The sequence below is a fragment of the Faecalibacterium sp. 7 genome (assembly GCF_049562865.1).
Classification (GTDB): domain Bacteria; phylum Bacillota; class Clostridia; order Oscillospirales; family Ruminococcaceae; genus Faecalibacterium; species Faecalibacterium wellingii.
The window spans coordinates 2,950,420-2,975,088 of record NZ_CP186911.1 but is presented as its reverse complement, the minus strand read 5'-3'; the positions used below and the strand labels follow the sequence as shown (position 1 = coordinate 2,975,088).

The 24,669-nt window shown below is 62.1% G+C and carries 21 protein-coding genes, 1 other RNA gene and 3 pseudogenes; 17 read left to right on the top strand and 8 right to left on the bottom strand.

The features are described from left to right. Positions 1–299 precede the first annotated feature (299 nt). The 4 genes and pseudogenes from ACKXF7_RS14885 to ACKXF7_RS14870 all read right to left on the bottom strand — a co-directional run bounded on the left by ACKXF7_RS14885 (position 300) and on the right by ACKXF7_RS14870 (position 3,174). On the bottom strand, positions 300–770 hold the full coding sequence (locus tag ACKXF7_RS14885) for a peptidoglycan-binding domain-containing protein (protein ID WP_423741735.1): 471 nt from the start codon (positions 768–770) through the stop codon (positions 300–302). A gap of 52 nt (positions 771–822) precedes the next feature. Continuing rightward, complete coding sequence (locus ACKXF7_RS14880; RefSeq protein WP_423741734.1) at positions 823–1,452, bottom strand: stage II sporulation protein R; 630 nt, start codon at positions 1,450–1,452, stop codon at positions 823–825. A gap of 65 nt (positions 1,453–1,517) precedes the next feature. Further along, a pseudogene (locus ACKXF7_RS14875) lies at positions 1,518–2,880 on the bottom strand (PFL family protein). A gap of 24 nt (positions 2,881–2,904) precedes the next feature. Continuing rightward, positions 2,905–3,174: an ACT domain-containing protein gene (locus ACKXF7_RS14870; protein ID WP_249238329.1), complete on the bottom strand. Its 270-nt coding sequence runs from the start codon at positions 3,172–3,174 to the stop codon at positions 2,905–2,907. Between the two features lie 232 nt (positions 3,175–3,406). On the opposite strand from ACKXF7_RS14870, the gene ACKXF7_RS14865 reads away from it, so the two are divergent. From ACKXF7_RS14865 to ACKXF7_RS14850, 4 genes and pseudogenes are all read left to right on the top strand, one after another. Beyond that, entirely contained in the window at positions 3,407–3,886 is a 480-nt protein-coding gene (locus ACKXF7_RS14865) for an Lrp/AsnC family transcriptional regulator (protein WP_005944413.1), read from the top strand. After that, a pseudogene (locus tag ACKXF7_RS14860) lies at positions 3,886–5,071 on the top strand (pyridoxal phosphate-dependent aminotransferase). The gene ACKXF7_RS14865 and the pseudogene ACKXF7_RS14860 overlap by 1 nt, the downstream one beginning before the upstream one ends. A gap of 10 nt (positions 5,072–5,081) precedes the next feature. Next, positions 5,082–5,957, top strand: coding sequence for a 4-(cytidine 5'-diphospho)-2-C-methyl-D-erythritol kinase (ispE, locus tag ACKXF7_RS14855; protein ID WP_348583827.1), 876 nt, complete (start codon positions 5,082–5,084; stop codon positions 5,955–5,957). Positions 5,958–6,016: 59 nt separating this feature from the next. Beyond that, entirely contained in the window at positions 6,017–6,220 is a 204-nt protein-coding gene (locus ACKXF7_RS14850; RefSeq protein WP_338428204.1) for a DUF378 domain-containing protein, read from the top strand. 155 nt (positions 6,221–6,375) lie between these two features. Here the strand turns inward: ACKXF7_RS14850 and ACKXF7_RS14845 are convergent, their stop codons facing one another. From ACKXF7_RS14845 to ACKXF7_RS14835, 3 genes are all read right to left on the bottom strand, one after another. Further along, positions 6,376–7,020, bottom strand: a complete 645-nt coding sequence (locus ACKXF7_RS14845) for a hypothetical protein (RefSeq protein ID WP_423741733.1) — start codon at positions 7,018–7,020, stop codon at positions 6,376–6,378. 95 nt (positions 7,021–7,115) lie between these two features. Continuing rightward, positions 7,116–7,320: non-coding RNA, 6S RNA (gene ssrS / locus ACKXF7_RS14840), on the bottom strand. 22 nt (positions 7,321–7,342) lie between these two features. Further along, positions 7,343–7,657: a DUF1292 domain-containing protein gene (locus tag ACKXF7_RS14835; protein WP_249238333.1), complete on the bottom strand. Its 315-nt coding sequence runs from the start codon at positions 7,655–7,657 to the stop codon at positions 7,343–7,345. A 239-nt stretch (positions 7,658–7,896) separates the two neighbouring features. Between ACKXF7_RS14835 and ACKXF7_RS14830 the strand changes: the two genes are divergently transcribed. Beyond that, positions 7,897–8,625 carry a peptidylprolyl isomerase gene (locus ACKXF7_RS14830; protein ID WP_423741732.1) on the top strand — a complete coding sequence of 243 codons (729 nt, stop codon included), beginning with the start codon at positions 7,897–7,899 and terminating at the stop codon, positions 8,623–8,625. Positions 8,626–8,655: 30 nt separating this feature from the next. On the opposite strand, the gene ruvX is transcribed toward ACKXF7_RS14830, so the two are convergent. Continuing rightward, a complete protein-coding gene (gene ruvX / locus ACKXF7_RS14825; RefSeq protein ID WP_423741731.1) occupies positions 8,656–9,087 on the bottom strand; it encodes a Holliday junction resolvase RuvX in 432 nt (143 codons plus the stop codon). A 142-nt stretch (positions 9,088–9,229) separates the two neighbouring features. On the opposite strand from ruvX, the gene ACKXF7_RS14820 reads away from it, so the two are divergent. The 12 genes and pseudogenes from ACKXF7_RS14820 (at position 9,230) to plsX (ending at position 24,661) form a co-directional block, all read left to right on the top strand. Further along, positions 9,230–11,041, top strand: a complete 1,812-nt coding sequence (locus ACKXF7_RS14820; protein WP_423741730.1) for a PD-(D/E)XK nuclease family protein — start codon at positions 9,230–9,232, stop codon at positions 11,039–11,041. Further along, entirely contained in the window at positions 10,933–12,585 is a 1,653-nt protein-coding gene (locus tag ACKXF7_RS14815; protein ID WP_423741729.1) for a PD-(D/E)XK nuclease family protein, read from the top strand. The genes ACKXF7_RS14820 and ACKXF7_RS14815 overlap by 109 nt, the downstream gene beginning before the upstream one ends. Then, a complete protein-coding gene (locus ACKXF7_RS14810) occupies positions 12,582–15,284 on the top strand; it encodes a UvrD-helicase domain-containing protein (RefSeq protein WP_423741728.1) in 2,703 nt (900 codons plus the stop codon). Before ACKXF7_RS14815 ends, ACKXF7_RS14810 begins: the two co-directional genes overlap by 4 nt. A 14-nt stretch (positions 15,285–15,298) precedes the next feature. Continuing rightward, positions 15,299–16,276, top strand: coding sequence for a PD-(D/E)XK nuclease family protein (locus ACKXF7_RS14805; protein WP_423741727.1), 978 nt, complete (start codon positions 15,299–15,301; stop codon positions 16,274–16,276). A gap of 364 nt (positions 16,277–16,640) precedes the next feature. After that, entirely contained in the window at positions 16,641–17,219 is a 579-nt protein-coding gene (infC, locus tag ACKXF7_RS14800; RefSeq protein WP_249238338.1) for a translation initiation factor IF-3, read from the top strand. An 18-nt stretch (positions 17,220–17,237) separates the two neighbouring features. Further along, entirely contained in the window at positions 17,238–17,441 is a 204-nt protein-coding gene (gene rpmI / locus ACKXF7_RS14795; RefSeq protein ID WP_005928215.1) for a 50S ribosomal protein L35, read from the top strand. A 55-nt stretch (positions 17,442–17,496) separates the two neighbouring features. Further along, on the top strand, positions 17,497–17,847 hold the full coding sequence (rplT, locus tag ACKXF7_RS14790) for a 50S ribosomal protein L20 (protein ID WP_005928218.1): 351 nt from the start codon (positions 17,497–17,499) through the stop codon (positions 17,845–17,847). Between the two features lie 177 nt (positions 17,848–18,024). Then, positions 18,025–18,807, top strand: coding sequence for a TrmH family RNA methyltransferase (locus ACKXF7_RS14785; protein WP_423741726.1), 783 nt, complete (start codon positions 18,025–18,027; stop codon positions 18,805–18,807). Then, complete coding sequence (gene dprA, locus ACKXF7_RS14780; protein ID WP_418265715.1) at positions 18,804–19,940, top strand: DNA-processing protein DprA; 1,137 nt, start codon at positions 18,804–18,806, stop codon at positions 19,938–19,940. The genes ACKXF7_RS14785 and dprA overlap by 4 nt, the downstream gene beginning before the upstream one ends. Before the next feature lie 127 nt (positions 19,941–20,067). After that, positions 20,068–22,152 (top strand): type I DNA topoisomerase, encoded by a 2,085-nt coding sequence (gene topA / locus ACKXF7_RS14775; RefSeq protein ID WP_249238341.1) that lies wholly within the window; start codon positions 20,068–20,070, stop codon positions 22,150–22,152. Positions 22,153–22,254: 102 nt separating this feature from the next. Then, positions 22,255–23,632, top strand: a pseudogene (trmFO, locus tag ACKXF7_RS14770) (methylenetetrahydrofolate--tRNA-(uracil(54)-C(5))-methyltransferase (FADH(2)-oxidizing) TrmFO). A 15-nt stretch (positions 23,633–23,647) separates the two neighbouring features. Continuing rightward, complete coding sequence (plsX, locus tag ACKXF7_RS14765) at positions 23,648–24,661, top strand: phosphate acyltransferase PlsX (RefSeq protein ID WP_423741725.1); 1,014 nt, start codon at positions 23,648–23,650, stop codon at positions 24,659–24,661. Positions 24,662–24,669: the final 8 nt, after the last annotated feature.

Here is a 24,669-nt window from a genome sequence, read left to right as displayed (position 1 = left end):
GTTTTCTTTATTATACAGCAGGGCGGGGGTGGGGGCAAGGAAAACAAAAAAGGGAAAACCCTCTCAGTCAATGCTTCGCATTGCCGGCTCTCCCAAAGGGCGGGCTTTTATGCATCAGGAGTCAAAGCGCAGAAGCCGCTCTTGAAAATGCTGCTGACGGTTACGGCCCCAACTGTGAAAAAGTGGATCGGAAACAACCGCCGTTGTTTCCGATCCACAAATAATAAAAGTTTATTCCGCTGAATATGGCCAAAGCGCACGCGGCGGCCATTCCAGATCGTTTTACGACCTGCAAATGATCAGAACATCTTCTCCCACGTTTCTTTGCCGACCGCGCCGTCGGCGGTAAGGCCGTTGCGGCGCTGGAACCGCTGCACCGCTGCAGCTGTGGAAGCCCCGAATCTGCCGTCTGCGGTCAGCCGCTCGCCCAGAGAGTTGAGCTTCTGCTGCACCAGACGCACTGTGCCGCCGGAAGAGCCGCTGCGCAGGGCAATGCCGGGGTAGGGCACATGCAGGCCGTGCTTGGCCGTGTAGCGGGTGTAGAGCACGTTCCATGTGTTCGCGCCCACCTTGCCGTCCACATTCATCTCGTTTTTCAGCTGGAACTCCTTCACGGCGTTCTCGGTGGAAATGCCGAACTTTCCATCGGTCTTCAGCTCGCTGTACCATGTGCAGGCGTCGCGCACACCGTTGAGCCAGGTCTGCACAAGAGCTACGTCCGGCCCGGAGGAGCCGCGCTGGAGCAGGGAATAATAAGCAGGGATCGCCATAGTGGATAACACACTCCTTTCGCCACATGCTATGCGGCAAAAGCGCCGGGCGTTACCCCACAAGCACCACGTCCTCCCGGCGGGCGGTGCGCTGCTGCACCCATTCCACCAGCCGGAGCCGGAGGATGTACTCCCCGCAGACGAGGTCGTTTTCGGCGGGCCGGGCGTAGCCCCCGCAGGCAGAGCGGCACAGGCCCGGGTAGAGCACGCACCACCAGTTGCGGCCTTTTCCGGCACCGATCTGGATGCGCAGCGCGTCGTACCGCCCGGCAGGCAGGATGCCCGAACCATAGCGCCGGGTATCGAAGTACATGTTCACCAGCTGCACCTGCACCGGGGCGCGGATGTTCAGCTCTGCCAGCGCGTGCCGGGCCGTGAGCTGCAGTTCAAACAAATGCCGCGCCGCCCAGCAAAGGGCGTCAGGCTTGCTTTCGGCAGGGCAGGCGGCGTCCAGATAGGCCAGCACGGCGTCCCGCACATGGAGCTTTGCGCTCTGGCTGGCGATGGAATCGTTCTCGGGCCGGATGTGCAGCCGCAGGGTGTCGGCGCACACCAGCGCCCCGGTGTCCAGCTGGGTGCGGCCCCATGCAAATGTCTGCCATGCGCCGCACAGGGCAAGGGCGAGAAACAGGCCAAGGCAGAGCAGAGCCATCTGAGAGCGTGTAAGCATTCTGGATAACATAAAAACAGACCCTTCTTCTGGAAATGTTATCCAGAGGATGGGCCTGTTGGAGTAGATTTATTCTCTTAGTTCTTCAGCGACTGCATGGGGGCAGGCAGGCGGCCGCCGCGGTTGATGAACACGGACGGGTCGTGCTGGTTCACGGCCATGATGGGACCATAGCCCAGCAGACCGCCAAAGTCCAGCACCTCACCGGCCTTGCGGCCAATGGCGGGAATGACGCGCACGGCGGTGGTCTTGCTGTTCACCATGCCGATGGCGGCTTCGTCGGCGATCAGGGCGCTGATGACGGCCGGGGTGGTGTCGCCCGGGATGATGACCATATCGATGCCCACCGAGCAGACGGCGGTCATGGCTTCCAGCTTTTCAATGGTCAGGCAGCCGATCTCGGCGGCGCTGATCATGCCGGCGTCCTCGCTGACCGGGATGAAGGCACCGGACAGACCGCCCACGTGGTTGGAGGCCATCACGCCGCCCTTCTTCACGGCATCGTTCAGCAGGGCCAGACAGGCGGTGGTGCCGCAGCAGCCGCAGGTCTCAAGGCCCATCTCTTCCAGAATATTGGCCACACTGTCGCCAATGGCGGGGGTAGGTGCCAGCGACAGGTCGATGATGCCGGCGGGCACGCCCAGAGCCTTGGAGGCAAGGTTTGCCACCAGCTGGCCCACGCGGGTGATCTTGAAGGCGGTGCGCTTGACCAGCTCTGCCACCTCGTCGATGGGGGCATCCTTGGGCAGGCGGGCCAGTGCGGCGCGCACAGCGCCGGGACCGGAAACGCCCACGTGGATCTCCACAATCCGGCTCGCCGGGGCCGTGGAATGCACCGGCCATGAAGGGGTTATCCTCCGGTGCGTTGCAGAACACCACCAGCTTTGCGGCACCGATGCACTGACGGTCAGCCGTCAGCTCGGAAGCCTTCTTGACGGCCTCGCCCATGAGCTTGACGGCGTCCATGTTCAGGCCGGCCTTGGTGGCGCCGATGTTCACCGAGCTGCACACGATGTCGGTCTCGGCCAGCGCACGGGGAATGGACTCGATCAGGCGGCGGTCACCGGCAGAGAAGCCCTTGTGCACCAGAGCGCTGTAGCCGCCCACAAAGTTGACGCCCACCTTTTTGCCGGCGGCGTCCAGGGTCTTTGCAAAGTCCACGGGGTCGGCATCCGGGCAGGCACCCAGCAGCATGGCAATGGGGGTGACACTGATGCGCTTGTTGATGATGGGAATGCCGTACTCGGCGCTGATGTGCTCCACGGTGGGCACAAGGCTTGCGGCCTTGGTGGTGATCTTGTTGTAGATGTTCTCGCACGCCTTCTTCGGGTCCGGGTCGATGCAGTCCAGCAGGCTGATGCCCATGGTGACAGTGCGCACATCCAGATTGTCCTGAGTGAACATCTCGATGGTCTCGAGGATGTCACCGGTATTAAACATACTCATTGCAGTGTACTCCCTCCATCAGATGGTGTGCATGGCGTCAAAGACTTCCTGACGGGTCACGTTGATCTGCATCCCCATCTCGGCGGCCAGTGCATCGCAGCGCTTGTGCAGCTCTTCGTGGCTCACATTGCACTTGGAGATATCCACCAGCATGATCATGGCGAACATGCCCTGCAGGATGCTCTGGGTCACGTCCTCGATGTTGATGTTCAGTTCGGTGCACAGACCGGCGACCTTGGCAACAACGCCCACGGTATCGTGACCAATGACGGTAATGAATGCTTTCATCGTTTCCACCCTCGTTTTCCTTTTGATGAACGGTGCCGCAAAAGCTCCGGCACACTCTTACCCTTTCAGTATAGCAGATTTGGCAAAATTTGAACACACTTTTTGTAAAAAAGAACAGACACGAAGGGAAAAAGACATTCTATCCCAAAAATTGGGTGCAATCTTTTACAGCTTGTGCTATACTTATAAATAATTTATTTCCCGGTTACGGGCTGAGAAGGAGCAAGATACTATGGAACAGCTTTTGAAGATCCTGGAAGACAATGCGCGGCTGCCCATTGAGGACATCGCCACGATGCTGAATAAATCTCCCGCCGAGGTGGCGGCCATGATCGATCTGGCCCGGGCACAGGGCATCATCAAGGGCTACAAGACCCTTGTGGACTGGGAAAAGGCCGGGGTCAACCGTGTGGAAGCCGTCATCGAGCTGAACGTCAGCCCCAAGAAGAGCCGCGGCTTTGACGAGATCGCAGCCACCATTGCCTCCTTTGACGAGGTGGAGAGCGTGCTGCTGATGAGCGGCGGCTACGACCTGCAGCTGGTCATCAAGGGCCAGACCTTCCAGGAGATCGCTCTGTTCGTGGCAAAGCGCCTGTCTCCGCTGGACGATGTGCTGTCCACCGCCACCCACTTTGTGCTGCGCACCTATAAAAAGGAGGGCCGCCTGTATCAGGACGAAGAAATCGATGAAAGAGAGTGCACGGTGCTGTGATGGACTACGATAAACTGATCGCGCCTGCCGCTGAGGCCATGCGCCCCTCCGGCATCCGCAAATTTTTCGATCTGGCTGCCGAAATGCCCGAGTGCATCAGTCTGGGCGTGGGCGAGCCGGACTTCAAAACGCCATGGGCCGTGCGCGAAGCCGGCATCGAGAGTCTGGAGCATGGCCGCACCCGCTACACCTCCAACGCAGGCCTGAAGGAGCTGCGCGCCGAGGTGGCAAAGTATCTGGAGCGCCGCATGGGCCTGCACTACGACCCGCTGCACGAGGTGCTCATCACGGTGGGCGGCAGCGAAGCCATTGATATGTGCATCCGCACGCTGGTGCAGCCCGGGGACGAAGTCATCATCCCGGAACCGTGCTTTGTGTGCTACGAGCCCATCACCACCCTGTCCGGCGGTGTGCCGGTGCATGTGGCCTGCCGTCAGGAGGACGAGTTCCGCCTGCGTGCCGATGCCCTCAAGGCTGCCATCACCCCCCGCACCAAGCTGCTCATCATGCCGTTCCCCAACAACCCCACCGGTGCGGTGATGGAGCGTGAGGATACTGGAAGCGGTTGCTGAGGTGCTGCGCGGCACCAACATCATGGTGCTCTCGGATGAGATCTACGCCGAGCTGAACTACGGCCTGCGGCCCCATGTGTCCATTGCCACCCTGCCCGATATGGCAGAGCGCACCATCGTGGTGAACGGCTTCTCCAAGACCTATGCCATGACCGGCTGGCGTCTGGGCTATGCCTGCGGTCCGGCACCCATCATCCGGATCATGACCAAGATCCACCAGAGCGCCATCATGAGCGCTCCCACCACCAGCCAGTACGCCGCCATCACTGCCCTGAAGGAGTGCGACGGCGAGATCGACCACATGCGCGACGAGTACAATATGCGCCGCCGCCTTGTGGTGAAGGCCTTCAACGATATGGGCCTGACCTGCTTTGAACCGCGCGGCGCGTTCTACGCCTTCCCCTGCATCAAGAGCACGGGCATGAGCAGTCAGGATTTCTGCACGAAACTGCTGGAACAGAAGCATGTGGCCATCATCCCCGGCGACGCCTTTGGCGCTTCCGGCGAAGGCTACGCCCGCATTTCCTACGCCTACAGCGTGGAGCATCTGAAGGAAGCGCTCCGGCGCATCCGGGAATTCCTGCAGGAAAACGGCATCTATCACGGCATCTGAGGAGGAACAAATGGCAAGGCTGAACTGCGTGACCGTTCTGGCCCCCGCAAAGCTCAATCTGGCGCTGGATGTGGTGGGTCTTCTGCCGAGCGGCTACCATGATCTGGACATGACCATGCAGGCCATCACCCTCTACGAGCGGGTGGTGCTGCGCCGCAGCCCCTACCTGAACCTGCGGCTGCCGGGCAGTCTGGTGGCCCCCAATAACAAAAACACTGCCATCAAGGCAGCGCTGGCCTTTTTTGACTACACCGGCCTTCTGGCGGGCGTGGACATCACCATCTATAAAAATACCCCGGTGCGGGCAGGCATGGCAGGCGGCAGCGCCGACGCCGCCGCTGTGCTGGTGGGCATGAACGAGCTGTACGGTGCGCGGCTCTCCATGAGTGAGCTGTGTGCACTGGGCGCAAAAATCGGTGCGGACGTGCCCTTTGCCCTGATGGGCGGCACCTGCCGGGTGCAGGGCGTGGGAGACTTCCTCAAAGCCCTGCCGCCGGTGCCGGAGTGCTGGTTCACGGTGGTGATGCCGGACTACGGCGTTTCCACCCCGGAGGCCTTTGCGGCCTACGACCGGGTGGGCAGCAGCGTCCACCCGGACTGCGGCGCACAGGAAGCCGCCATCCGTGCCGGAGATCTGGATGCCCTTTGCGCCGCCGCCGGCAATGCGCTGGAAGAGTGCAGCGGAGCAAAGGATACCGGGGCCATCAAGGCTCTGCTGCGGGAGCATGGCGCTGTCACCGCCCTGATGACCGGCAGCGGTGCGGCGGTGTTCGGCGTGTTCCGGGACGAAGGGGCCGCACGGGCTGCTGCACAGGCCGCAAAGCGGCGCTGGAAGCAGGTGTACGTGGCGCAGCCTGACCGCGGCGGCGCACGGGTGAGCCGATAAAAATGCATAGACCTCCTTCCCACGGGGCATACTGTCCGCAAGGGAAGGAGGTCTTTTTTGTGCAGACCTTTTATAAAATCTGCCTGATCCTGTTGATCGTGGGCGGCATCAACTGGGGCCTTGTGGGGCTGTTCCAGTTCGATTTTGTGGGCTGGCTGCTGGGCGGCAGCGCATCCATCTGGTCCCGCATCGTGTTCACACTGGTGGGCATCGCAGCCCTGTGCGGCATCCCGGGGCTGTTTTCGGACGAAACGGATGAATGACCCTCTCAGTCAATGCCTGCGGCATTGCCAGCTCCCCCGAAAGGGGGAGCTTTATTGTGCCTGTCCTCCAGAAACAAAAAAGCTCTCCCTTCGGGAGAGCTGGCGCGTCAGCGCCTGAGAGGGTCAATGACAGGTGCTTTTGCTTGTTGACTCAATTACTGCTTCCGTCCAAATCGTCCCAGCCTACCAGATCCGGCAGGGTGAGCGTCTCGTCCGAGCAGTGGGGATGTGCACGCCGCTGGTCCTCGGCCATGGTGCGCACCACCTCGCGGGTGATCTCCCGGATGGCGGCGCAGTCCTCGGGCAGGTCGGTCTGGCTGCGGCCGGAGTGGGTGAACAGGTATGCTGCCCTGATGGCCCACCACCAGCGTCAGCGGCAGCAGCTGCGGGGCGCTGCTGTCGTAGCGGTAGCCCTGCTCTCTGGCGGCTTTGTAGATGCGCTGGGCCGCAAAGCTCCAGCTCAGGATGCCCCGGGCCTGCTCCACGCCCAGATAGCCGTACAGCACCCCCGGCGCGTCGCAGATGAGCGTGAAGGGAAACTCGGCTCCCTGTGTGGCTTTTGCCACCGTGCGGGGCGAAGAGTGCACCACGCAGGCCAGACGCACGCCGCGCAGTCTGGGCAGGGTCTGCAGGTAGCGGGTCAGGTATTCCCGGGTGACAGGGTGGTCGAAGGCTGGCAGGAAGATCATCACCAGCGGGTGCTCACCCTCGCACAGCTTATAAAAATCGTTTCCCGGTGTGGTGGGGGTATCAAAGGTGAAACGGGGGATGGAGGTGCCAACCAGATGTTCTGACTTCATGCCGCAATGCACATCCTTTCCATATTCAGGGAAATAAAAAAATCCACACACTGTCTCTGTTTTTGCAGAGGACAGAGGTGGATGGATTGCTATAAAAAGATCCCGCCCGGTCGTCTGCGGTCAATCAAACCTACCCTTACGGACAGGTGGGTGCCCTGTCGCCGGATTCACGCTTCCTCATCGAACCTCCATGGTCGACCCATGGCGGGGAGGTCTGCAATCCGCCGGAGAACTCCGGGCTCCCGTTGAATGATTAGTAGGATCATATAAACCGCAACAAATCGAGCCGGGCAGGAAGTCTTGCCGGGTAATTTGTCTGGAATTATTCTTCGATGTCGTACTCGTCGCTCAGGCGCTCTTCAAACAGCTTGCCCAGCTCCAGCAGCAGTTCGTCGTCATCCACGACGTCCAGATACTCGCCTTCATCGTCTTCGCCGACGCTCAGGATGACCAGCTGAGCGTTCTCAGCCTCTTCCTCGGTCTCGGCGTATTCCACAGCAGCCAGATAATGCACGCCCTTGTAGTCCAGCGCATCGATCACTTCAAACGTGATCTCGTTGCCGTCCTCATCTTCCAGGGTCATCAGGTCGGGCTGATTTTCCTCTTCGGTATTGGGGTTCTTGATCTCATCAGACATAGATAGCGTCTCCTGTATCGTGTCATAAAACGGGCCGCTTGTGTGCCGCCCGCTCGGGTCTGCATATAGTGTAGCGTTTTTTTGCCTGCTCGTCAAGATGCTTTTTCGCACAGAAATTGTGTAACAAATTTTCACGCATTTGCTCTCGCACTCTGGGGCAGAATATGATATACTATCCTCTGAATCTTTTGCGCACGGTGTGCCGTGCGGTTACTAGAGTGTATGGAGCGTGGGTGAAAATGATGCATAAAAAAAGATGGGCGGCACTGGTGCTGGCAGCAGCACTGGCCCTGACCGGCTGCAGCTTTGGCGGCGTCGGCGGAGGCGGCAGCACCGCCCAGAAGATCGACCGCCCGGCGGTGGAGTCGGCAGAACTGCAGTTCACCCACCCGGCGGCGGGGGATACCGTTGCGGTGTTCGATACCTCGGCGGGCGTGTTCCGGGCAGTGCTCTTCCCGGATAAGGCCCCGCAAGCCTATGATAACTTTGTGGGCCTTGTACAGGCGGGTTACTACAACGGCCTGACAGTCTCCCGTGCGGAGAGCGGCTTCGTGGTGGAGGCCGGACAGGGGGCCGACGGCAGGGGCGGCACCATCTGGAACGGCAGCCGCTACCCGGCTGAGACCACTGACAGCCTGCACCATTATTCCGGTGCCCTGTGCATGGGCACGGATGCTTCCGGCGAGTGCGCCAGCGTCTTTTACGTGGTGCAGACCCTGCCGGGAGAGCAGTCTGTGACGCAGGAGCTGGTGGATCAGATGAACAGTGCCGGCTACCGCGCAGAGGTCGTTTCTGCCTACCAGACGGCGGGCGGTGCGCCCTACCTCGACTACACCGACACGGTATTGGGACAGGTGTACGAGGGCATGGACGTGGTGGATGCCATCGGCCAGACTGCCGTGGACGAAAACCAGAAGCCCCGTGAGGACATCACCATCAACAGCGTGAGCATTACGCAGTACGAATAAGAAAAAGGACACCGCCAGGTGTCCTTTTTCTTATATTTCCCCCGGGTGCTCCTTCCGCCACGCCAGATAGTCATCCAGAATGACCGTGGCGCTCACAGAGTCCAGAATTTCCTTCCGCTTTGTGCCAAAGGTGCCGCTCTCGTCCAGCAGGTCGGCAGCGGCGCAGGTGGTCTGGCGCTCGTCCCACATGCGCACGGGCAGGCCGCTCCAGATTTCGACCGTTTTTGCCAGCTTGCGGCTCTTGGCGGCGCGCTCGCCCTCGGTACCATCCATGTTCAGCGGCAGACCGATGACGATGAGCTCGGCACCGATCTCCTCTGCCACCTCGCATACCCGGGCGGCTACCTTATTGCGGGCTTTCAGGGTGATCTGCGGAGTGATGGCTGCGGTCAGAAACTCGGTGCGGTCGCAGGTGGCAAGGCCGGTGCGGCTGTCACCGTAGTCAACAGCTAAAATTTTCATACAGGCTTCCTCTCTTGTGTGGAAAAGTTTGTCGGTCCAAGTGTACCACAGCTGCAGGCGAAAGGGTAGAGAATCACACTTTTTTTGAGAGGATTTTCGTGTTACAATAAACACAGATCGTTTTTCAAGGAGGAAGTGCCCCATGCTCAAACTGGTTTTAGGCGGCTCCGGCAGCGGCAAAACGACGCTGCTCTATTCCCGCATCCGTGCCCGGGCCGAGGCAGGCCGGTACAGCATCCTGCTGGTGCCGGAACAGTTCACTTCCAGCACAGAGGGCCGCATCTACCGGGAACTGGGCGATGCGCTTTCCGGCATGGTGGAAAGCTTTTCCTTTACCAGTCTGGCCGAGCGCATCCTCTCCGCCGAGGGCGGTGCGGCGGTGCAGACCCTTTCGGACGCAGGCCGGGCCGTGCTGGTGCGTCGCGCACTGGAAGAGCTGCAGGACAATGTGCATTACTACTACCGCCACCGCCGCAGTGCAGCCTTCTGCCAGATGGCGGCCCAGACCATCGACGAGCTGAAGAGCGCCGGGCTTTCCGGCACACAGCTGGCAGAGCTGGCCCGGGACTGCGGCCCCGAGAGCGGCAAGCTGAGCGAACTGGCGCTGATCTTTCAGGGCTACGAGACGTTGCTGGCGGGCACCGGCATGGACCCCTCCGACCGGCTGGAGCTGGCGGCGGCCCGGCTGGAAGCTGCCCTTGCCCGGGGCGAGCTGCCGGACTTTCTGCGGGAGCGGGAGGTGTTCATTGACGAATTTGATACCTTCAACGCCCCCAAAAAGCGGCTGATGGGTGCGATGCTGGCGGCGCTGCCCACGGTCACGGTGGCCCTGTGTGACGATGGTTCCCCCATGGTGCCGGGGGAGATGGGGCTGTTTTCCGGCGCAAAGCAGGTGGCGGCGCAGCTGCGCCAGCTGGCCCGCAAAAACGGGGCCGAAGCGGCAGTGCCGGAGCTTTTGCGCACAGACCTGCGCCACAGGGACGCCCCCGGCCTTGCCGCTGTGACGGAACTGTTGGAGACCGGTACCTGTGAGGTGCCGCCTGCGGCGCCGGAGGTGCGGCTGTTTGCGGCCGCCAGCCGGGAAGAGGAAGCCCGCTGCACCGCTGCGGCCATCCACCGCCTGATGCGGCAGGGCGTGCGCTGCGGAAAGATCGCGGTGGTCTGCCGCGACATCGCCGGTTATCGCGCCGCCATCCGGTACGAGTTCCGCATGGCAGACATCCCGCTCTACTGCGATGAACCCACCACGCCGGAGTTCAGCGCCCCGGCCACAGCGGTGCGGGCGCTGCTGGCCCTTGTGCGCGGTGCGGACATGACCGAGAACCTGACCGTTCTGGCCAAGACCGGCCTGTGTGCCCTGAGCGAGCCGGAGGTCTGTGCGCTGGAAAACTATGCCTACACCTGGTCGCCCGATGCGGCGGCGTGGCGGACAGGCTTTGAAAAAAGCCCCCGGGGCTTTGGCGAGAACGAGCTGACCGATGAGGACCGGAAAACGCTGGCCGATGCCGAAAAGGCCCGTCAGCTGCTGGTGACGGCGGTGGACAGCCTGCGCGGCAGGGTGCGCGGGGCCAACGCGGAGCAGATCAGCCGGGCGCTGTATTTCTGCCTGAAGGAGCTGGGAGCCGAGGAACAGCAGGCCGCACAGATCGAGTCCATCCGTGCGGCCCGGGGCATCCCGGCGGCAGAGGAAGCGGCCCGGGAGTGGAACGTGGTAATGCAGCTGCTGGACGAAATGGCCCACCTGCTGGGCGGGCAGGGCGTGACCCTTGCGGAATATGAGGACTGTTCAGCCTGCTGCTGCGCTCGTCGGACCTTGGGCACATCCCGCAGACGCTGGACGCGGTGGTGCTGGCAAGCGCCGGCAAAATGCGTCTGGATGCGCCGGACTATGTATTTGTGCTGGGCCTTGCGGAAGGGGAGTTCCCCTGTGCGCCGTCCGAGACGGGCCTTTTGACCCACGCCGACCGCGATGCCCTGATGGCAAAGCAGATCGACCTGCCGGACTGCTTTGAGAACCGCGTGGTGCGTGAGCAGGTGTGCTTTTACAAGGCCCTTACCGTTCCGGCCAAGGGACTGTGGCTCAGCTGGCCCAAGGGGCAGGGCAAGACCCTGTGCGCAGCGCTGGAGCCTATCGTGGAGGCCCTGCACCCGGCGGCACCGGAGTTGGAGCTTCCCGACCTTGCGGCTACCCCCGCCGATGCACTGGATACGCTGGGCGGCTGGCCGCTGACCGACACGGAACGCGCCAGCCTGACCGAGGCGCTGCGCCTGCCGCAGACGGATGCACCCCGGGGCCTTGCACTGCTGCAGCGCATGGAGGAGGACCCGCCCCGGCAGGTGAACGACCTGTCCGCGCTGAGCGGCCTGCTGGGGCAGCGGCTGCGCATTTCGCCCAGCCAGCTGGAAAAATACTATACCTGCCGGTATGGCTATTTCCTGCAGTATGTGCTGGGCCTGCGCCCTCGTAGGCGGGCCGAGCTTTCAGCCGACCAGAGCGGCACCCTGATGCATTGGGTGCTGCAGATGGCGCTGGACCCGCACCCGGCTGCGGATAACCCCTGCAAGGCGCTGACGCCTTTTCTGGAACTGGACGACGAAGCCATGGCGGGCCTTGCCAGCCTGCTGGTGGATGAATATGCAAAGCGCTATCTGCCCGAGGATACGGCCCGGTTCACCTACCTGCTCTCCCGCCTCAAAAAAAGCATGACCGGCCTTTTGTGCTATCTGCGGGACGAACAGAAGCAGTCCTGCTTCCACCCGGCAGCCTGCGAGCTGCGCATCGGCTCCGGGGAGGATGCCGTGCCCGGGCAGGTGTATCATCTCTCGGACGGACGCACGGTGCAGCTGGTGGGCACGGTGGATCGCGCCGACGAGTGGGTGGAGGAAAACGGCACCCGCTGGGTGCGGGTGGTGGACTACAAGACCGGCACCAAAAAGCTGAACCTGAAGGAGGTCTACTGCGGGCTGGACTGCCAGATGCTGCTGTATCTGTTCAGCCTGACCCGGGATAAAAGCGGGCGCTTTACCGGCGCGGAACCCGCAGGTGTTCTGTACCTGCTGGCAGACCCGGCCCCCAAGACCACGGCCCGGCAGCAGGCAGAGCGCGGAACGGAATACGAGCTGGACGGCCTTGTGCGGGACGAGCAGCGGGTGTTCGATGCCATGGACGCCGCCGAGACCGGCCGTTACCTGCCCTTTGGCTACCGGGACGGCAAGCCCAGCCCCAACCAGAAGGATAAGCGTGCGGATATCGCCAAGCTCAACCGGATCCAGCTGCATCTGGATGACCTTGTAACCCAGATGGGCAGCCAGCTCTACAGCGGCCGCATCGAAGCGGAACCGCTGGTAGCCGGGGCAGGCAGGAACCCCTGCGTCTGGTGCGACTACAGCTTTATCTGCTGCCACGAGACCGGCATCGGTGAGCGTGCGCTGGAGGCTCCGGCCAAGCCCTTTGAGCCGGAAGAGACCGAGAACGAGAAGGAAGGTGAGCAGGCATGAGCGAACCCAAATGGACCCCAGCCCAGCGGGCCGCCATCGAGGACCGGGGCGGTGCGCTGCTGGTGAGTGCGGCGGCGGGCAGCGGCAAAACAGCGGTGCTGACCGAACGTGCCGTGCGGCTCATCACAGACCCGGAGCACCCGGTGGATGCAGACAGGCTGCTCATCGTCACCTTTACCAATGCGGCGGCGGCAGAGCTGCGGGCCCGCATCGGGCAGGCACTGCTGCGGCTCAGCGTGCAGCAGCCCCACAACACGGCCCTGCGCCGCCAGCGGATGCTGCTGCAGCGGGCACCCATCTGCACCATTGATGCTTTCTGTCTGGATCTGCTGCACAAACACTTTCAGGCGCTGGACATCCCGCCGGACTTTGCCCCGGCAGACCCCGGCAGCGTGGAGGTGCTGCGGGCTTCGGCGCTGGCCGAAACGCTGGAAAATGCCTACCGCGACCCGGATTTCTGCGCCTTTGCAGACCTTTACGGTAAGGGCCGCACCGATCAGGCCGCAGGCAATACCATCCTGCATGTGTACGATTTTCTGCGTGCACTGCCGGACTACGACCGCCGCATGGACGAATATCTGGCTCCATGGCAGCAGGAGAACGGTTTTAGCTCCACCTGCTGGCATGACCTGCTGCTGGCCGAAGCGGCCCGCTGCGCCGGAGCGGCCCGGGAGCTGCTGACGGCGGCGCTGGCCGACTGCAGAGAGGACTTTGCCCTTGCGCAGGCGCAGGCCGAGGAAAAAGGCAAGACGGCAGCCTCCAAAGCCAAGGCCGCAGCAGGCGTCAACGATAAATTTGCAGAGCCGCTCTCCCGGCTGGAAAGCGCCGCCGCCCTGCTGGGCGAGGTGGAGCGGCTGGCGGCGGCAGGGGAGTGGACACCACTTTATGATAAGCTCACGCCCTATGTGCTGGGCATGGAGGAGATGCCCGGCTTCAAGGGCATGAAAAAGCGGCTGACCGGCGACCACAAGGCGGCGGTGCGCACCCGCACGGACGAAGCCGCCAAGCTGTTCGAGCAGATCACGGAGCTTATCTCCTGCAGCGAGGAGGAAGCCGAAGCCGACCGCAGGGAGGCACTGCCCCGGCTGCGGGCCCTGTTTGCCGCAGTGCGGGACTTTGATGCCCGTTTCTCGGCAAAGAAAAAGGAGCGCAAGCTGCTGGAATTCAGCGATTTTGAGCATCAGGCCCTGCGGCTGCTGCGCACGCCGGAGGGAGAACCTACCCCGCTGTGCCAGAGCATCCGGCAGAACTATGCCGCTGTGATGGTGGACGAATATCAGGACACCAACGCGCTGCAGGACGCAATCTACCGCTGCCTTGCATCCCCGGCGGGGGACGACCTGTTTCTGGTGGGCGACCTGAAACAGAGCATCTACCGCTTCCGGCAGGCCGACCCCAGCATCTTCCGGACGAAGCTGGATGTCTGGGCCCCTCTGCCCGGCGGCACGGCACGGCCCCGTCCGGCGGAGGGAACGCCGGGCACCGATGCACTGCTGGCACTGGATGCCAACTTCCGCTCGGCCCCGCAGGTGGTGGCAGGCATCAACTTTATCTTTGAACAGCTCATGACGCCCCGGCTGGGCGATACCGCCTATGGCGACGGCCAGCGGCTGGTGTGCGGTGCACCCGGCGAATACGCCGGCAGCGTGGAGGCACACTTCCTGCCGGACGACACTGCTGAGACCGACGCGGCGTGGATCGCCCAGCGCATCGAAGAGCTGGTGCAAAACGGCACACCGGTGCGGGACGGCAGCTCCACCCGCCCGGTGCAGTACGAGGACTGCTGCATCCTGCTGGCGGCACGCGGCGATTTTCTGGCCTACGAAGAAGCGCTCACGGCCCGGGGCATCCCGGTCTACGCGGACGCCCGGGAAAATCTGATGACAGCCCCGCACATCCGTCCGCTGATCTCGCTTTTAAAGGTCATCGACAACCCGGCGCAGGACATCTATCTTGCTGCCGCCATGCTGGGGCCGATGTTCGGGTTTACAGACGACGACCTTGTGCGTCTGCGGGCCTGCAGCGAGGAAACGCAGAAAAAACAGCAGGAGCCCGGCACAAAGCACACCCGCATGAGCCTGTACGGCGCAGTGCTGCAGGTGGTGCAGAGCGAAAATGAAACACCGTTCACCCAAAAGGTGAAGGCTTTTTACGCCCGGCTGACTGAGCTGCGGCGCATGGCCCGCAGCGTTCCGGCAGAGCAGCTGCTGGAAGAGATCTTTGTCTCCACCGGCTACCTTGCCGCACTGGGCGTGCTGGAAAACGGAGCCCGCCGCCGGGAGGATGCCCGCCGGTTTGCAGCGTTCTGTGCGGAATCCGGCACAAACGGCATTTCGGCGCTGGTGCGTGCCATCGATGCGGCGGCACAGGCAGGCTCCACCGGGCAGGACGCAGTGCCGGGCGGCGCACGCCCGGGCTGCGTGACCATCATGACCATCCACCGCTCCAAGGGCCTGCAGTTTCCGGTGGTGTTCGTGGGCGATACGGCCCGGCACTTCAACCTGAGTGACACCTATCAGCCGGTGCTGCTGCATCGGGAATACGGGGCAGGCCTGCGGCTGCGTCCGGAACAGGGCGACCTGTACAAGACCGCCGCATACACCGCCCTTGCCAATGCTCACGCACAGGAGACCCGCAGCGAGCAGATGCGCCTTTTGTATGTGGCGCTCACCCGCGCACAGGATATGCTCGAACCCTGACCATCCCGCTGGGCATGACCAAGACCGGCAATCCCTTTGCCCGGGCGGCGGCGTTTCTGGCGGCAGGTGCGGGGGAGACTCTGAACCGGCAGGCAAACAGCTTTGCTGACTGGCTGCGTGCGGCGCTGCTGGTGCATCCCTTTGGCGGGCCGCTGCGGCGGCTGGCCGGAGATCTGGAGCTGCCCTTCGTGTTTACGGAAAGCGAGATCACCGTATCGGTTCAGGAGGTCGGGCCGGAACCGGAAGCGTCCGGGCAGGAGCCGGAACAGCCCGCGGCCGCCCCGGCAGACCCAGTTCTGGTGGCCGGGCTACGGGAAGGCTTTGTCTGGCGGTACCCGGCGGCAGAGCTGGCCGCTGTGCCCGCCAAGGTCAGCGTGACCAGCATCGTGCACAAAGCCGAGCAGACCACGCTGGAACGGCCTGCTTTCCTTTCCAGAGACGGCCTGACCGCTGCCGAAATGGGTACGGCCCTGCACGTCTTTCTGGAACATGCAGACTTTTCGGCCCTTGCAGCTGCAAAAGACGCGGGCGGGCTTGAGGAAGCCATTCTGGCCGAGCGTCAGCGGCAGGTGGACAGGCAGCTTGTGGCCCCGGAGATCGCGGAAAAGCTGGATGTGAGCCGGATCCGCCGCTTTGTGGAAGGCGAGGCCTTTGCAAAGATCTGCGCAGCAGACGAGGTGCTGCGGGAGCTGGCGTTCATCACGGCACTGCCAGCCGAAGCGGTGCTGGCTGCGCAGGGCACAGAGGGCGTCCGGGCCGAGGGAGAGCAGGTGCTGGTGCAGGGCATCGCAGACCTTGTGCTGGTATATCCGGATCATCTGGAACTGCTGGACTACAAGACCGACCGCCGCAAGACCGAGGCAGATTTCCTGCGGGCCTACCGCGCGCAGCTGAACCTCTACGCCCTTGCCATCGATAAGCGCTTTGCCCCGAAGAAGGTGACCTATAAGGGCATCTGCTCGCTGGAGCTGGGGAAGCTGATCGAGGTGTAGGAGGAAAACCCTCTCAGGCATCGCCTGCGGCGCTGCCAGCTCTCCCGAAGGGCGAGCTTTGTGCAATAACCGGAAAGTTTGCCTTCTCGGTAAAAGCTCCCCCATTCGGGGGAGCTGGCGCGTCAGCGCCTGAGAGGGTTCAAAAGTCATATTTTTCCCGCAAAACGCATAAAAAGTGCTTGACAGCGCTTTCTGCCTGTGGTAGAATAACCGGGTAAAGAAAGCAGCTACGGCCTGTGCCGCGCTCGCCTTGTGGGGTCGGAATCCCCGGGCTATACCCGAAGAGCAGTTCATCTTTGTGTGGATTGCGGCTTTTGAGTGAATTTTTGCGCGGCTGTCCTGAAAATGGGCGGCCGCGTTTTCTATGCCAAATATTGCAACAAAATGGATTTTGTTTGGAGGTGCATTCATTATCGCTACCGCTGGAAAGTCGAAGGAACTGGAGATCAACGGTCAGATCCGTGACCGTGAGGTCCGTCTGATCGGTGCAGACGGCGAGCAGAAGGGCGTTGTGTCCATTCAGGTGGCTATGCGCGCTGCAGAAGAGGCCGGACTGGATCTGGTCAAGATCGCACCGCAGGCCGTCCCGCCTGTGTGCAAGGTGCTGGACTACGGTAAGTACCGTTTTGAACAGCAGAAGAAGGAGAAGGAAGCCAAGAAGAACCAGAAGGTGGTCGAAGTCAAGGAGACCCGCCTCTCGCTCAACATTGACACCAACGACTTCAATACCAAGCTGAACCAGACTGCCAAATTCCTGGCAGCTGGCCACAAGGTTAAGGTTTCGATCCGCTTCCGCGGCCGTGAAATGGCGCACAGTGCTCTGGGCGCAGATGTGCTCAAGCGTTTTGCCGAGGCTCTGCCGCAGGCATCCACCGACAAGCCGCCGGTGCTCGAGGGCCGCACGATGTCCATTCTGCTGATCCCGAAACCCAATAAGGACTAATTTTAGGAGGAAACTAAAATGGCTAAGATGAAACTGAAGACGCATTCCGGCGCTAAGAAGCGCTTTAAGCTGACCAAGAACGGCAAGATCAAGCGCGGCCACGCATTCCGCAGCCACATCCTGACCAAGAAGACCACCAAGCTGACCCGTGGCTACCGTCAGCCCAGCTACGTTGATAAGACCAACGCAGCTACCATCAAGAGCATGCTGCCCTACGCCTAAGAGCGAGCCGCAGGCACAAACATTCTACTACAGATAACTAAAGGAGATATATAAAATGGCACGTATCAAGGGCGCAACCATGACTCACAAACGTCGTAAGAAGATGCTGAAGCTGGCCAAGGGCTTCTACGGCTGCAAGAGCAAGCACTTTAAGATGGCCAAGCAGCAGGTCATGAAGAGCGGCAACTACGCTCTGGCTGGCCGCCGCATGAAGAAGCGTCAGTTCCGCAACCTGTGGATCTGCCGCATCAACAATGCAGTCCGTCCTCTGGGCATGAACTACTCCACCTTCATGGCAGGCCTGAAGAAGGCTGGCATCGAGCTGAACCGCAAGATGCTGTCCGAGATGGCCATCAACGATCCCAAGAGCTTTGCAGCTCTGGTCGAGACCGTCAAGAACGCCTGATCAAGAACCTGAATCGTGACGCCCGCGTATACGCGCGGGCGTCCGTTTTGTATCCGGGGTTCTTGCGGACGAAAACAGTGTTTCAGGGCAGTGCCCTGCCGCAGGAGCTTTTTGTGGCAGACGCTGCCCTTTTTGCTTTTTTACAGATGAATGCCCGCTTTCAGCAGGAGGAATACAATGGACGAAAAGATCACCAGCCGGGAAAACGCAAAGATCAAATATGCCTGCCGCCTTTCTTCCGGCGCGGCATTCCGCCGCAGTGAGGGCCGCTTTCTGGCCGAGGGCCGCAAGCTGTGCCCGGAGCTTGCCCGCGGCGCACAGCTGGAGACCTTGTTTTATACCGAGAGCGCCATGGCAAAGTGCCCGGAGCTGGCAGACCTGCCCGGCGAGCACTACCTTGTGGAGGATCACGTGGCCGACAAGCTGGCCGATGTGGGCACCCATCAGGGGGTGTTCGGCGTATTCCGCACCCCGGTGCACGGCTTGGACGAGGTGAAGACCGGCGGGCGGTATCTGGCGCTGGAACGGGTGCAGGACCCCGGCAACGTGGGCACCCTGCTGCGCTCAGCAGCTGCCTTTGGCTTTGACGGCGTGATCCTGAGCGACGGCTGTGCCAGCGTGTGGGCCCCCAAGACCCTGCGGGCTTCCATGGGAGCCGCCGTGCGCATCCCGGTGATCGAAGCCGGTGCCATGCCTGATGCCATCGCCCGGCTGCGGGAAAAGGGCATCACCTGCCTTGCGGCTGCGCTGTACAAGTCCCAGCCGCTGAGCGCGGCGCAGGCCAGCTATCCCGGCGGCGTCTGCGTCGTCATCGGCAGCGAGGGGCAGGGTCTGACCGATGAGACCATCGCCGCCTGCACCAGCACGGTGCGCATCCCCATGACCGACCGGGTGGAAAGCCTGAACGCCGGCATTGCGGGCAGCATCCTGCTGTGGCATTTCCGGGAGGAGAGCCTGTGAGGGAACTTGCCGGGCAGACCGGCCTTTTTCCGCCGGAGCCTGCGCCGGACCCGCTGCTGTGCTGGCTGTGGCTGGCCCACGTGCTGGGCCCGGCCAGCATCCACGCGGGCCGCGTGCTGGATGCGTTTGGTGGTGCGCAGGAAGCGTGGGAAGCGCGGGACACCGCTGAATTCCGCGCTGCGGCCGGGGATGCTGCCGCGCTTCGCGCACAGCAGCTGGACCCGGAGCAGTATCACGCACTGGTCATGCGGTGCGATGACCTCGGTGTACGCATCCTGACCTTTGATGACCCGGATTACCCGCTGGCCCTTTCCCGCATTCCGGACATGCCGCTGGTGCTCTACTGCACCGGCGACCCGCGCTGGCTCAATGAACCGGGCACGATCGGCATCGTGGGCAGCCGCAGGCCGACAGAATACGGCCTGAATGCAGCGGCAGACATCGGCGGGGCACTGGCAAAGAGCGGTGCAGTCATCGTCAGCGGCCTTGCCGACGGACTGGACAGCGCCGGACACCGTGCCGCCGTGAAAAACAACTGCCCCACCATTGCGGTGATGGGCGTGCCCATCGACCGCACCTACCCGGCAGCGAATGCGGTGCTGCGGCATAAGATCGAGCAGAAGGGCTGCGTCATCAGCGAATATCCGCCCCGCAGTGAGGGCGTTGGCGCCAATGGCTTTCTGCAGCGCAACCGGCTCATTGCGGCGCTCAGCTCTGCGCTGCTGGTGGTGGAAGCACAGGAGAAAAGCGGCACCATGTCCACCGTGTCCCATGCAGAACGCTATGGGAAACCGGTGTTTGCGGTGCCGGGCAGCATCTACTCGCCCAACTCCGCAGGCACCAACGGCCTGCTGCGGGATGGCCGTGCCCGCGCTGTGAGCAGTGCAGATGACCTGATGGGCCCGCTGGGCCTGCGCCGGCAGAGCACAGCGGCGGTGACGGCAAAGCAGCCGGAGCCTCTGAGCGAGAACGAGCGGAAGGTGCTTTCCTGCATCGGCCCGCAGCCGCTTGGCATTGAGGAGCTCTGCGTGCGCAGCGGCCTGCCCACGGCAGCACTGCTGGGCACCCTGATGAAGCTGGAGCTTTCCGGCAGGGTGCTGTGCATGCCGGGAAAGCGCTATATGATAAAATAGTATAATTTCCGCTGGCGCAGCACACAACAGCTGTGGTATATTATAAAAATAGAGAATCCCGTACTGTGCGCATCGCACAGCGCGTTACCGATAAAGAAGAAAGAAAAACGAATGGGAGTAAACTCGAATGGCGAAACTGGTTATCGTGGAGTCGCCTGCCAAGGCGAAGACCATCGGCAAATATCTGGGCGATGACTACGAAGTCACCGCAAGCATGGGCCATATCCGCGACCTGCCCGCGTCTCAGCTGGGCATCGATGTGGAGCACGGCTATGCTCCGCAGTACATCAGCATCAAAGGCAAGGAAAAGCTCATCAAGGAGCTCAAGAGCAAGGCCAAACACGCAGACGGCGTGCTGCTGGCGACCGACCCGGACCGCGAAGGCGAGGCTATCAGCTGGCATCTGGCAAACATTCTGGGGCTGGACCCCCACGAGCCCAACCGCGTCACCTTTGACGAGATCACCAAAAAGGGCGTCAAGGAGGGTATGGCCCACCCCCGCGCCATTGACGAGGATCTGTTCAACGCCCAGCAGGCCCGCCGGGTGCTGGACCGTCTGGTAGGCTACAAGCTCAGCCCGTTCCTCTGGCGCAAGGTGCGCCGGGGCCTGTCCGCAGGCCGCGTGCAGAGCGTGGCTGTGCGGCTGATCGATGACCGCGAAAAGGAGATCGAGAGCTTCAAGCCCGACGAATACTGGAACGTGGACGCCACTCTCGGCGCAGGCCACAAGAGCTTTACGGCACGTCTGGCTGCCGATGCCAAGGGCAAAAAGCTGCTGCCCAAAAACGAAGCCGAGGCCCGGGCCATTGAAAAGGGTCTGGAAGGGGCTGAGTACGTGGTGGCAGAGCTGAAAAAGGGCAAGCGGGCAAAGCAGCCCACTCCGGCCTTCATCACCAGTACCCTGCAGCAGGAGGCGTCCCGCCGGCTGGGCTTTACGGCAACCCGCACCATGCGCGCTGCCCAGACCCTGTACGAAGGCGTGGATATTGCAGGCCACGGCACCATGGGTCTGATCACCTATATGCGTACCGACAGCCTGCGCATTTCGGACGAAGCGGTGGCTGCCGCCAAGGAGTATATCGCAGGGGCCTACGGTGAAGCCTATATCTGCCCCTACAAGCGCACCTGGAAGACCAAGAGCGCCACTGCCGCGCAGGACGCCCACGAGGCCATCCGTCCCTCGGTGCCGTCCCTGACGCCCGACGAGGTGGACAAGAGCATCAGCGGCGACACCGCAAAACTCTACCGCATGATCTGGAGCCGCTTTATGGCCAGCCAGATGGCAGACTGCCAGCAGGACACCGTGTCCGTCACCGTCAGCGCGGCAGACTACCGTTTCAAGGCCAGCGGCTATACCGTCACCTTTGACGGTTTTACCGCTCTGTACGAGGAAGCCACCGATGAAAAGGAAAAGAAGGAGACCGCTCTGCCCCCGCTGGAACAGGGTCAGGTGCTGAAGCTGCGCGAGCTGAAGAGCGAGCAGAAGTTCACCCAGCCGCCCGCCCGTTACACCGAAGCGACCCTCATCAAGGCGCTGGAAGAAAACGGCATCGGCCGTCCCTCCACCTATGCGCCCATCATCACCACCATCATCGACCGCGGCTATGTGGAGCGCGACCAGAAAAAGCTCAAGCCCACCCTGCTGGGCCGGGCGGTGGATGGCCTGATGCTGGAGCAGTTCCCCCACATCGTGGACGTGGACTTCTCTGCCCAGATGGAGAAGAATCTGGATAAGATCGAGAGCGGTAAGGCCGACTGGCACAAGACGGTGGATGACTTCTATCAGGGCTTTGCCGCCAGTCTGGAGCAGGCCGAAAAGAACATGGAAGGCAAGAAGGTCAAAGTGCCGGACGAGCCTTCCAGTGAGGTGTGCGACCTGTGCGGCCGGCCCATGGTCATCAAGGTGGGCAAGTACGGCAAGTTTTTGGCCTGCAGCGGCTTCCCGGAGTGCCGGGGCACCAAGCGTCTGGTCAAGGATACAGGCGGCATCTGCCCCAAGTGCGGCAAGGGCCGTATGCTGGAACGCAAGAGCTCCAAGGGCCGCATCTATTACGGCTGCGAGCGCTACCCGGACTGCGATTTCATGACGTGGGATACCCCGGTGCCCACCAAGTGCGAGAAGTGCGGCAGCACCCTGTTCCGCAAGGGCTCCAAGCTCTACTGCGCAAAGGAAGGCTGCGGCTTTGAGATGCCGGTGCCGAAGAAGGATTGATAAATAAAAGCCTTCCCCCGGACGGGGAAAGCTTTTCAGAGAATACGCTACAACCTCCCTCTTTGGCAATGACTGAGAGGGTTGGAGCAAAGGAAAAACCAAATGAGCGAATATAAAGTAACCATTCTGGGCGCGGGTCTTGCGGGCTGCGAGGCGGCTCTCTGGCTGGCGGGCAAGGGCGTGCAGGTGGACCTGTACGAGCAGAAGCCCGTCCACTTTTCACCCGCGCACAAGAGCGCAGGCTTTGCGGAGCTGATCTGCTCCAACAGCCTGAAAGCCGAACGGCTGGACTCTGCCTCCGGCCTGCTGAAGGAAGAGATGCGGCGGATGGGCAGCCAGCTGCTGAACGCTGCCGAGACGGCCCGTGTGGCTGCAGGCGGTGCGCTGGCAGTGGACCGCGATGCCTTCAGCGCCGAAGTGACCCGCATGGTGGAAAGCTGTGAAAATATCACCGTCCACCGGGAGCAGGTGGAGCACATTGACGAGACTGCCCCCATTCTGGTGGCCACCGGCCCCCTGACCGATGGCGCACTGGCCGATGAGATCGGGGCCTTGACCGGGGACGAGCGTCTGCATTTTTACGATGCTGTGGCCCCCATCGTCACCGCCGAAAGTCTGGACTATAACAAGGTGTTTGCCGCTTCCCGCTATGACCGGGGCGAGGCTGACTACCTGAACTGCCCTTTCAACAAGGAAGAGTACGAGAAATTCCACGCGGCTCTCGCGTCTGCCGAGCGCGCCCCTCTGCACGACTTTGATACCGGCGCAGAGCAGAGCGCTCAGCCCGACCCGGACGCCCACGGCAAAAAGGCCGACACCGTCACGGTCTACGAGGGCTGCATGCCCATTGAGATTGATGGCTGCCCGGGGTGCCGACACCATGCGGTTCGGCCCCCTGCGCCCGGTGGGCCTTGTGAACCCCAACACCGGACACCGCCCATGGGCCAACGTGCAGCTGCGGGCCGAAAATAAGGAACGCACGTTGTACAACATCGTGGGCTTCCAGACCAACCTCAAGTGGGGCGAGCAGAAGCGGGTGTTCAGCATGATCCCCGGGCTGGAAAATGCCGAGTTCGTGCGGTATGGCGTCATGCACCGCAACACCTTCCTCGATGCGCCCCGGGTGCTCAGCGCCCAGCTGTGCCTGAAAGAGCACCCCAATGTGTTCTTTGCAGGGCAGATCACCGGCTTTGAGGGCTATATGGAAAGCGCTGCCTGCGGCCTGCTGGCGGCCCGCAGCCTGTATGCCCGTCTGGAAGGAAAGGAACTGTCCGCCCCGCCTGCCGACACCATGTGCGGCGCACTGGTGCAGTACCTGACCACCGAGAACAAGCACTTCCAGCCCATGGGCGCGAATATGGGCATCCTTCCTCCGCTGCCGGAGGAGAGCCGCCCGCGGGACAAGCGCCTGCGTTACATGGCACAGGCCCAGCGCGCTGTTGCCAGCTTCCAGCACTGGCTGGATGAAACTTCTCTTTAAGAAGGGAGAAAAGCTATGAAGATTATCGTGGATATGATGGGCGGCGACAACGCCCCTCTGGCGGTGCTGGAGGGTGCCGCACAGGCTGTGAAGGAGTACGGCGTCACCGTCGTCGGCGTGGGCGACGAAGCGCTGGTGCGCAAGACCGCACAGGAGAACAGCATCCCGCTGGACGGCATCGAGCTGGTGAACTGCACCGAGACCATCGAGATGTGCGACGAGCCTGCCCGTGCCATCCGTCAGAAGAAGGACTCCTCCATCGTGGTGGGCCTGAACATGCTGAAGGACGGCAAGGGCGACGCCTTTGTTTCGGCCGGCAGCACCGGCGCGCTGCATGTGGGCGCAAGTCTGATCGTGCGCACCCTCAAGGGCGTCAAGCGCCCGGCTCTGGCTACCATGGTGCCCGCTAAAAAGCAGGCTTATCTGCTGCTGGACTGTGGTGCCAATGTGGAGTGCCGCCCCGAGATGCTGGCGGCGTTCGCTGTCATGGGCAGCTGCTATGTGAACAAGGTGGAAGGCCGCCGCAGCCCCAGCGTGGCGCTGGCCAACAACGGTGCAGAGGAGAGCAAGGGCACCCCCATGCTCAAGGAAGCCCACCAGCTGCTCAAGACCACCCCCGGCATCCGCTTTGTGGGCAACATCGAGCCCCGCGATGTGCCAAATGGCGAAGTGGACGTGGTGGTGTGCGACGGCTTCACCGGCAATGTGATCCTCAAGCTGACTGAGGGCGTGGCAAAAATGCTGCTGGGCATGCTGAAACAAATGTTCCTCGCAAACCTCGGCGGCAAGCTGGCTTACCTGCTGCTCAAGGGCAGTGTGGCAGACCTGAAGCACCAGATGGACAGCGAGGAATACGGCGGCGCACCCTTCCTGGGCGCAAGGCAGCCGGTCATCAAGGCCCACGGCTCTTCCAAGGCCAAGGGCATCAAGAACGCCATCCGTCAGGCAAAGATCTGCGTGGAGAACGATCTGTGCGGCACCATGCAGTCTGCGCTGGATGAGCTGGCTGCGGCACAGCCGAAGGAGTAAACCCTCTC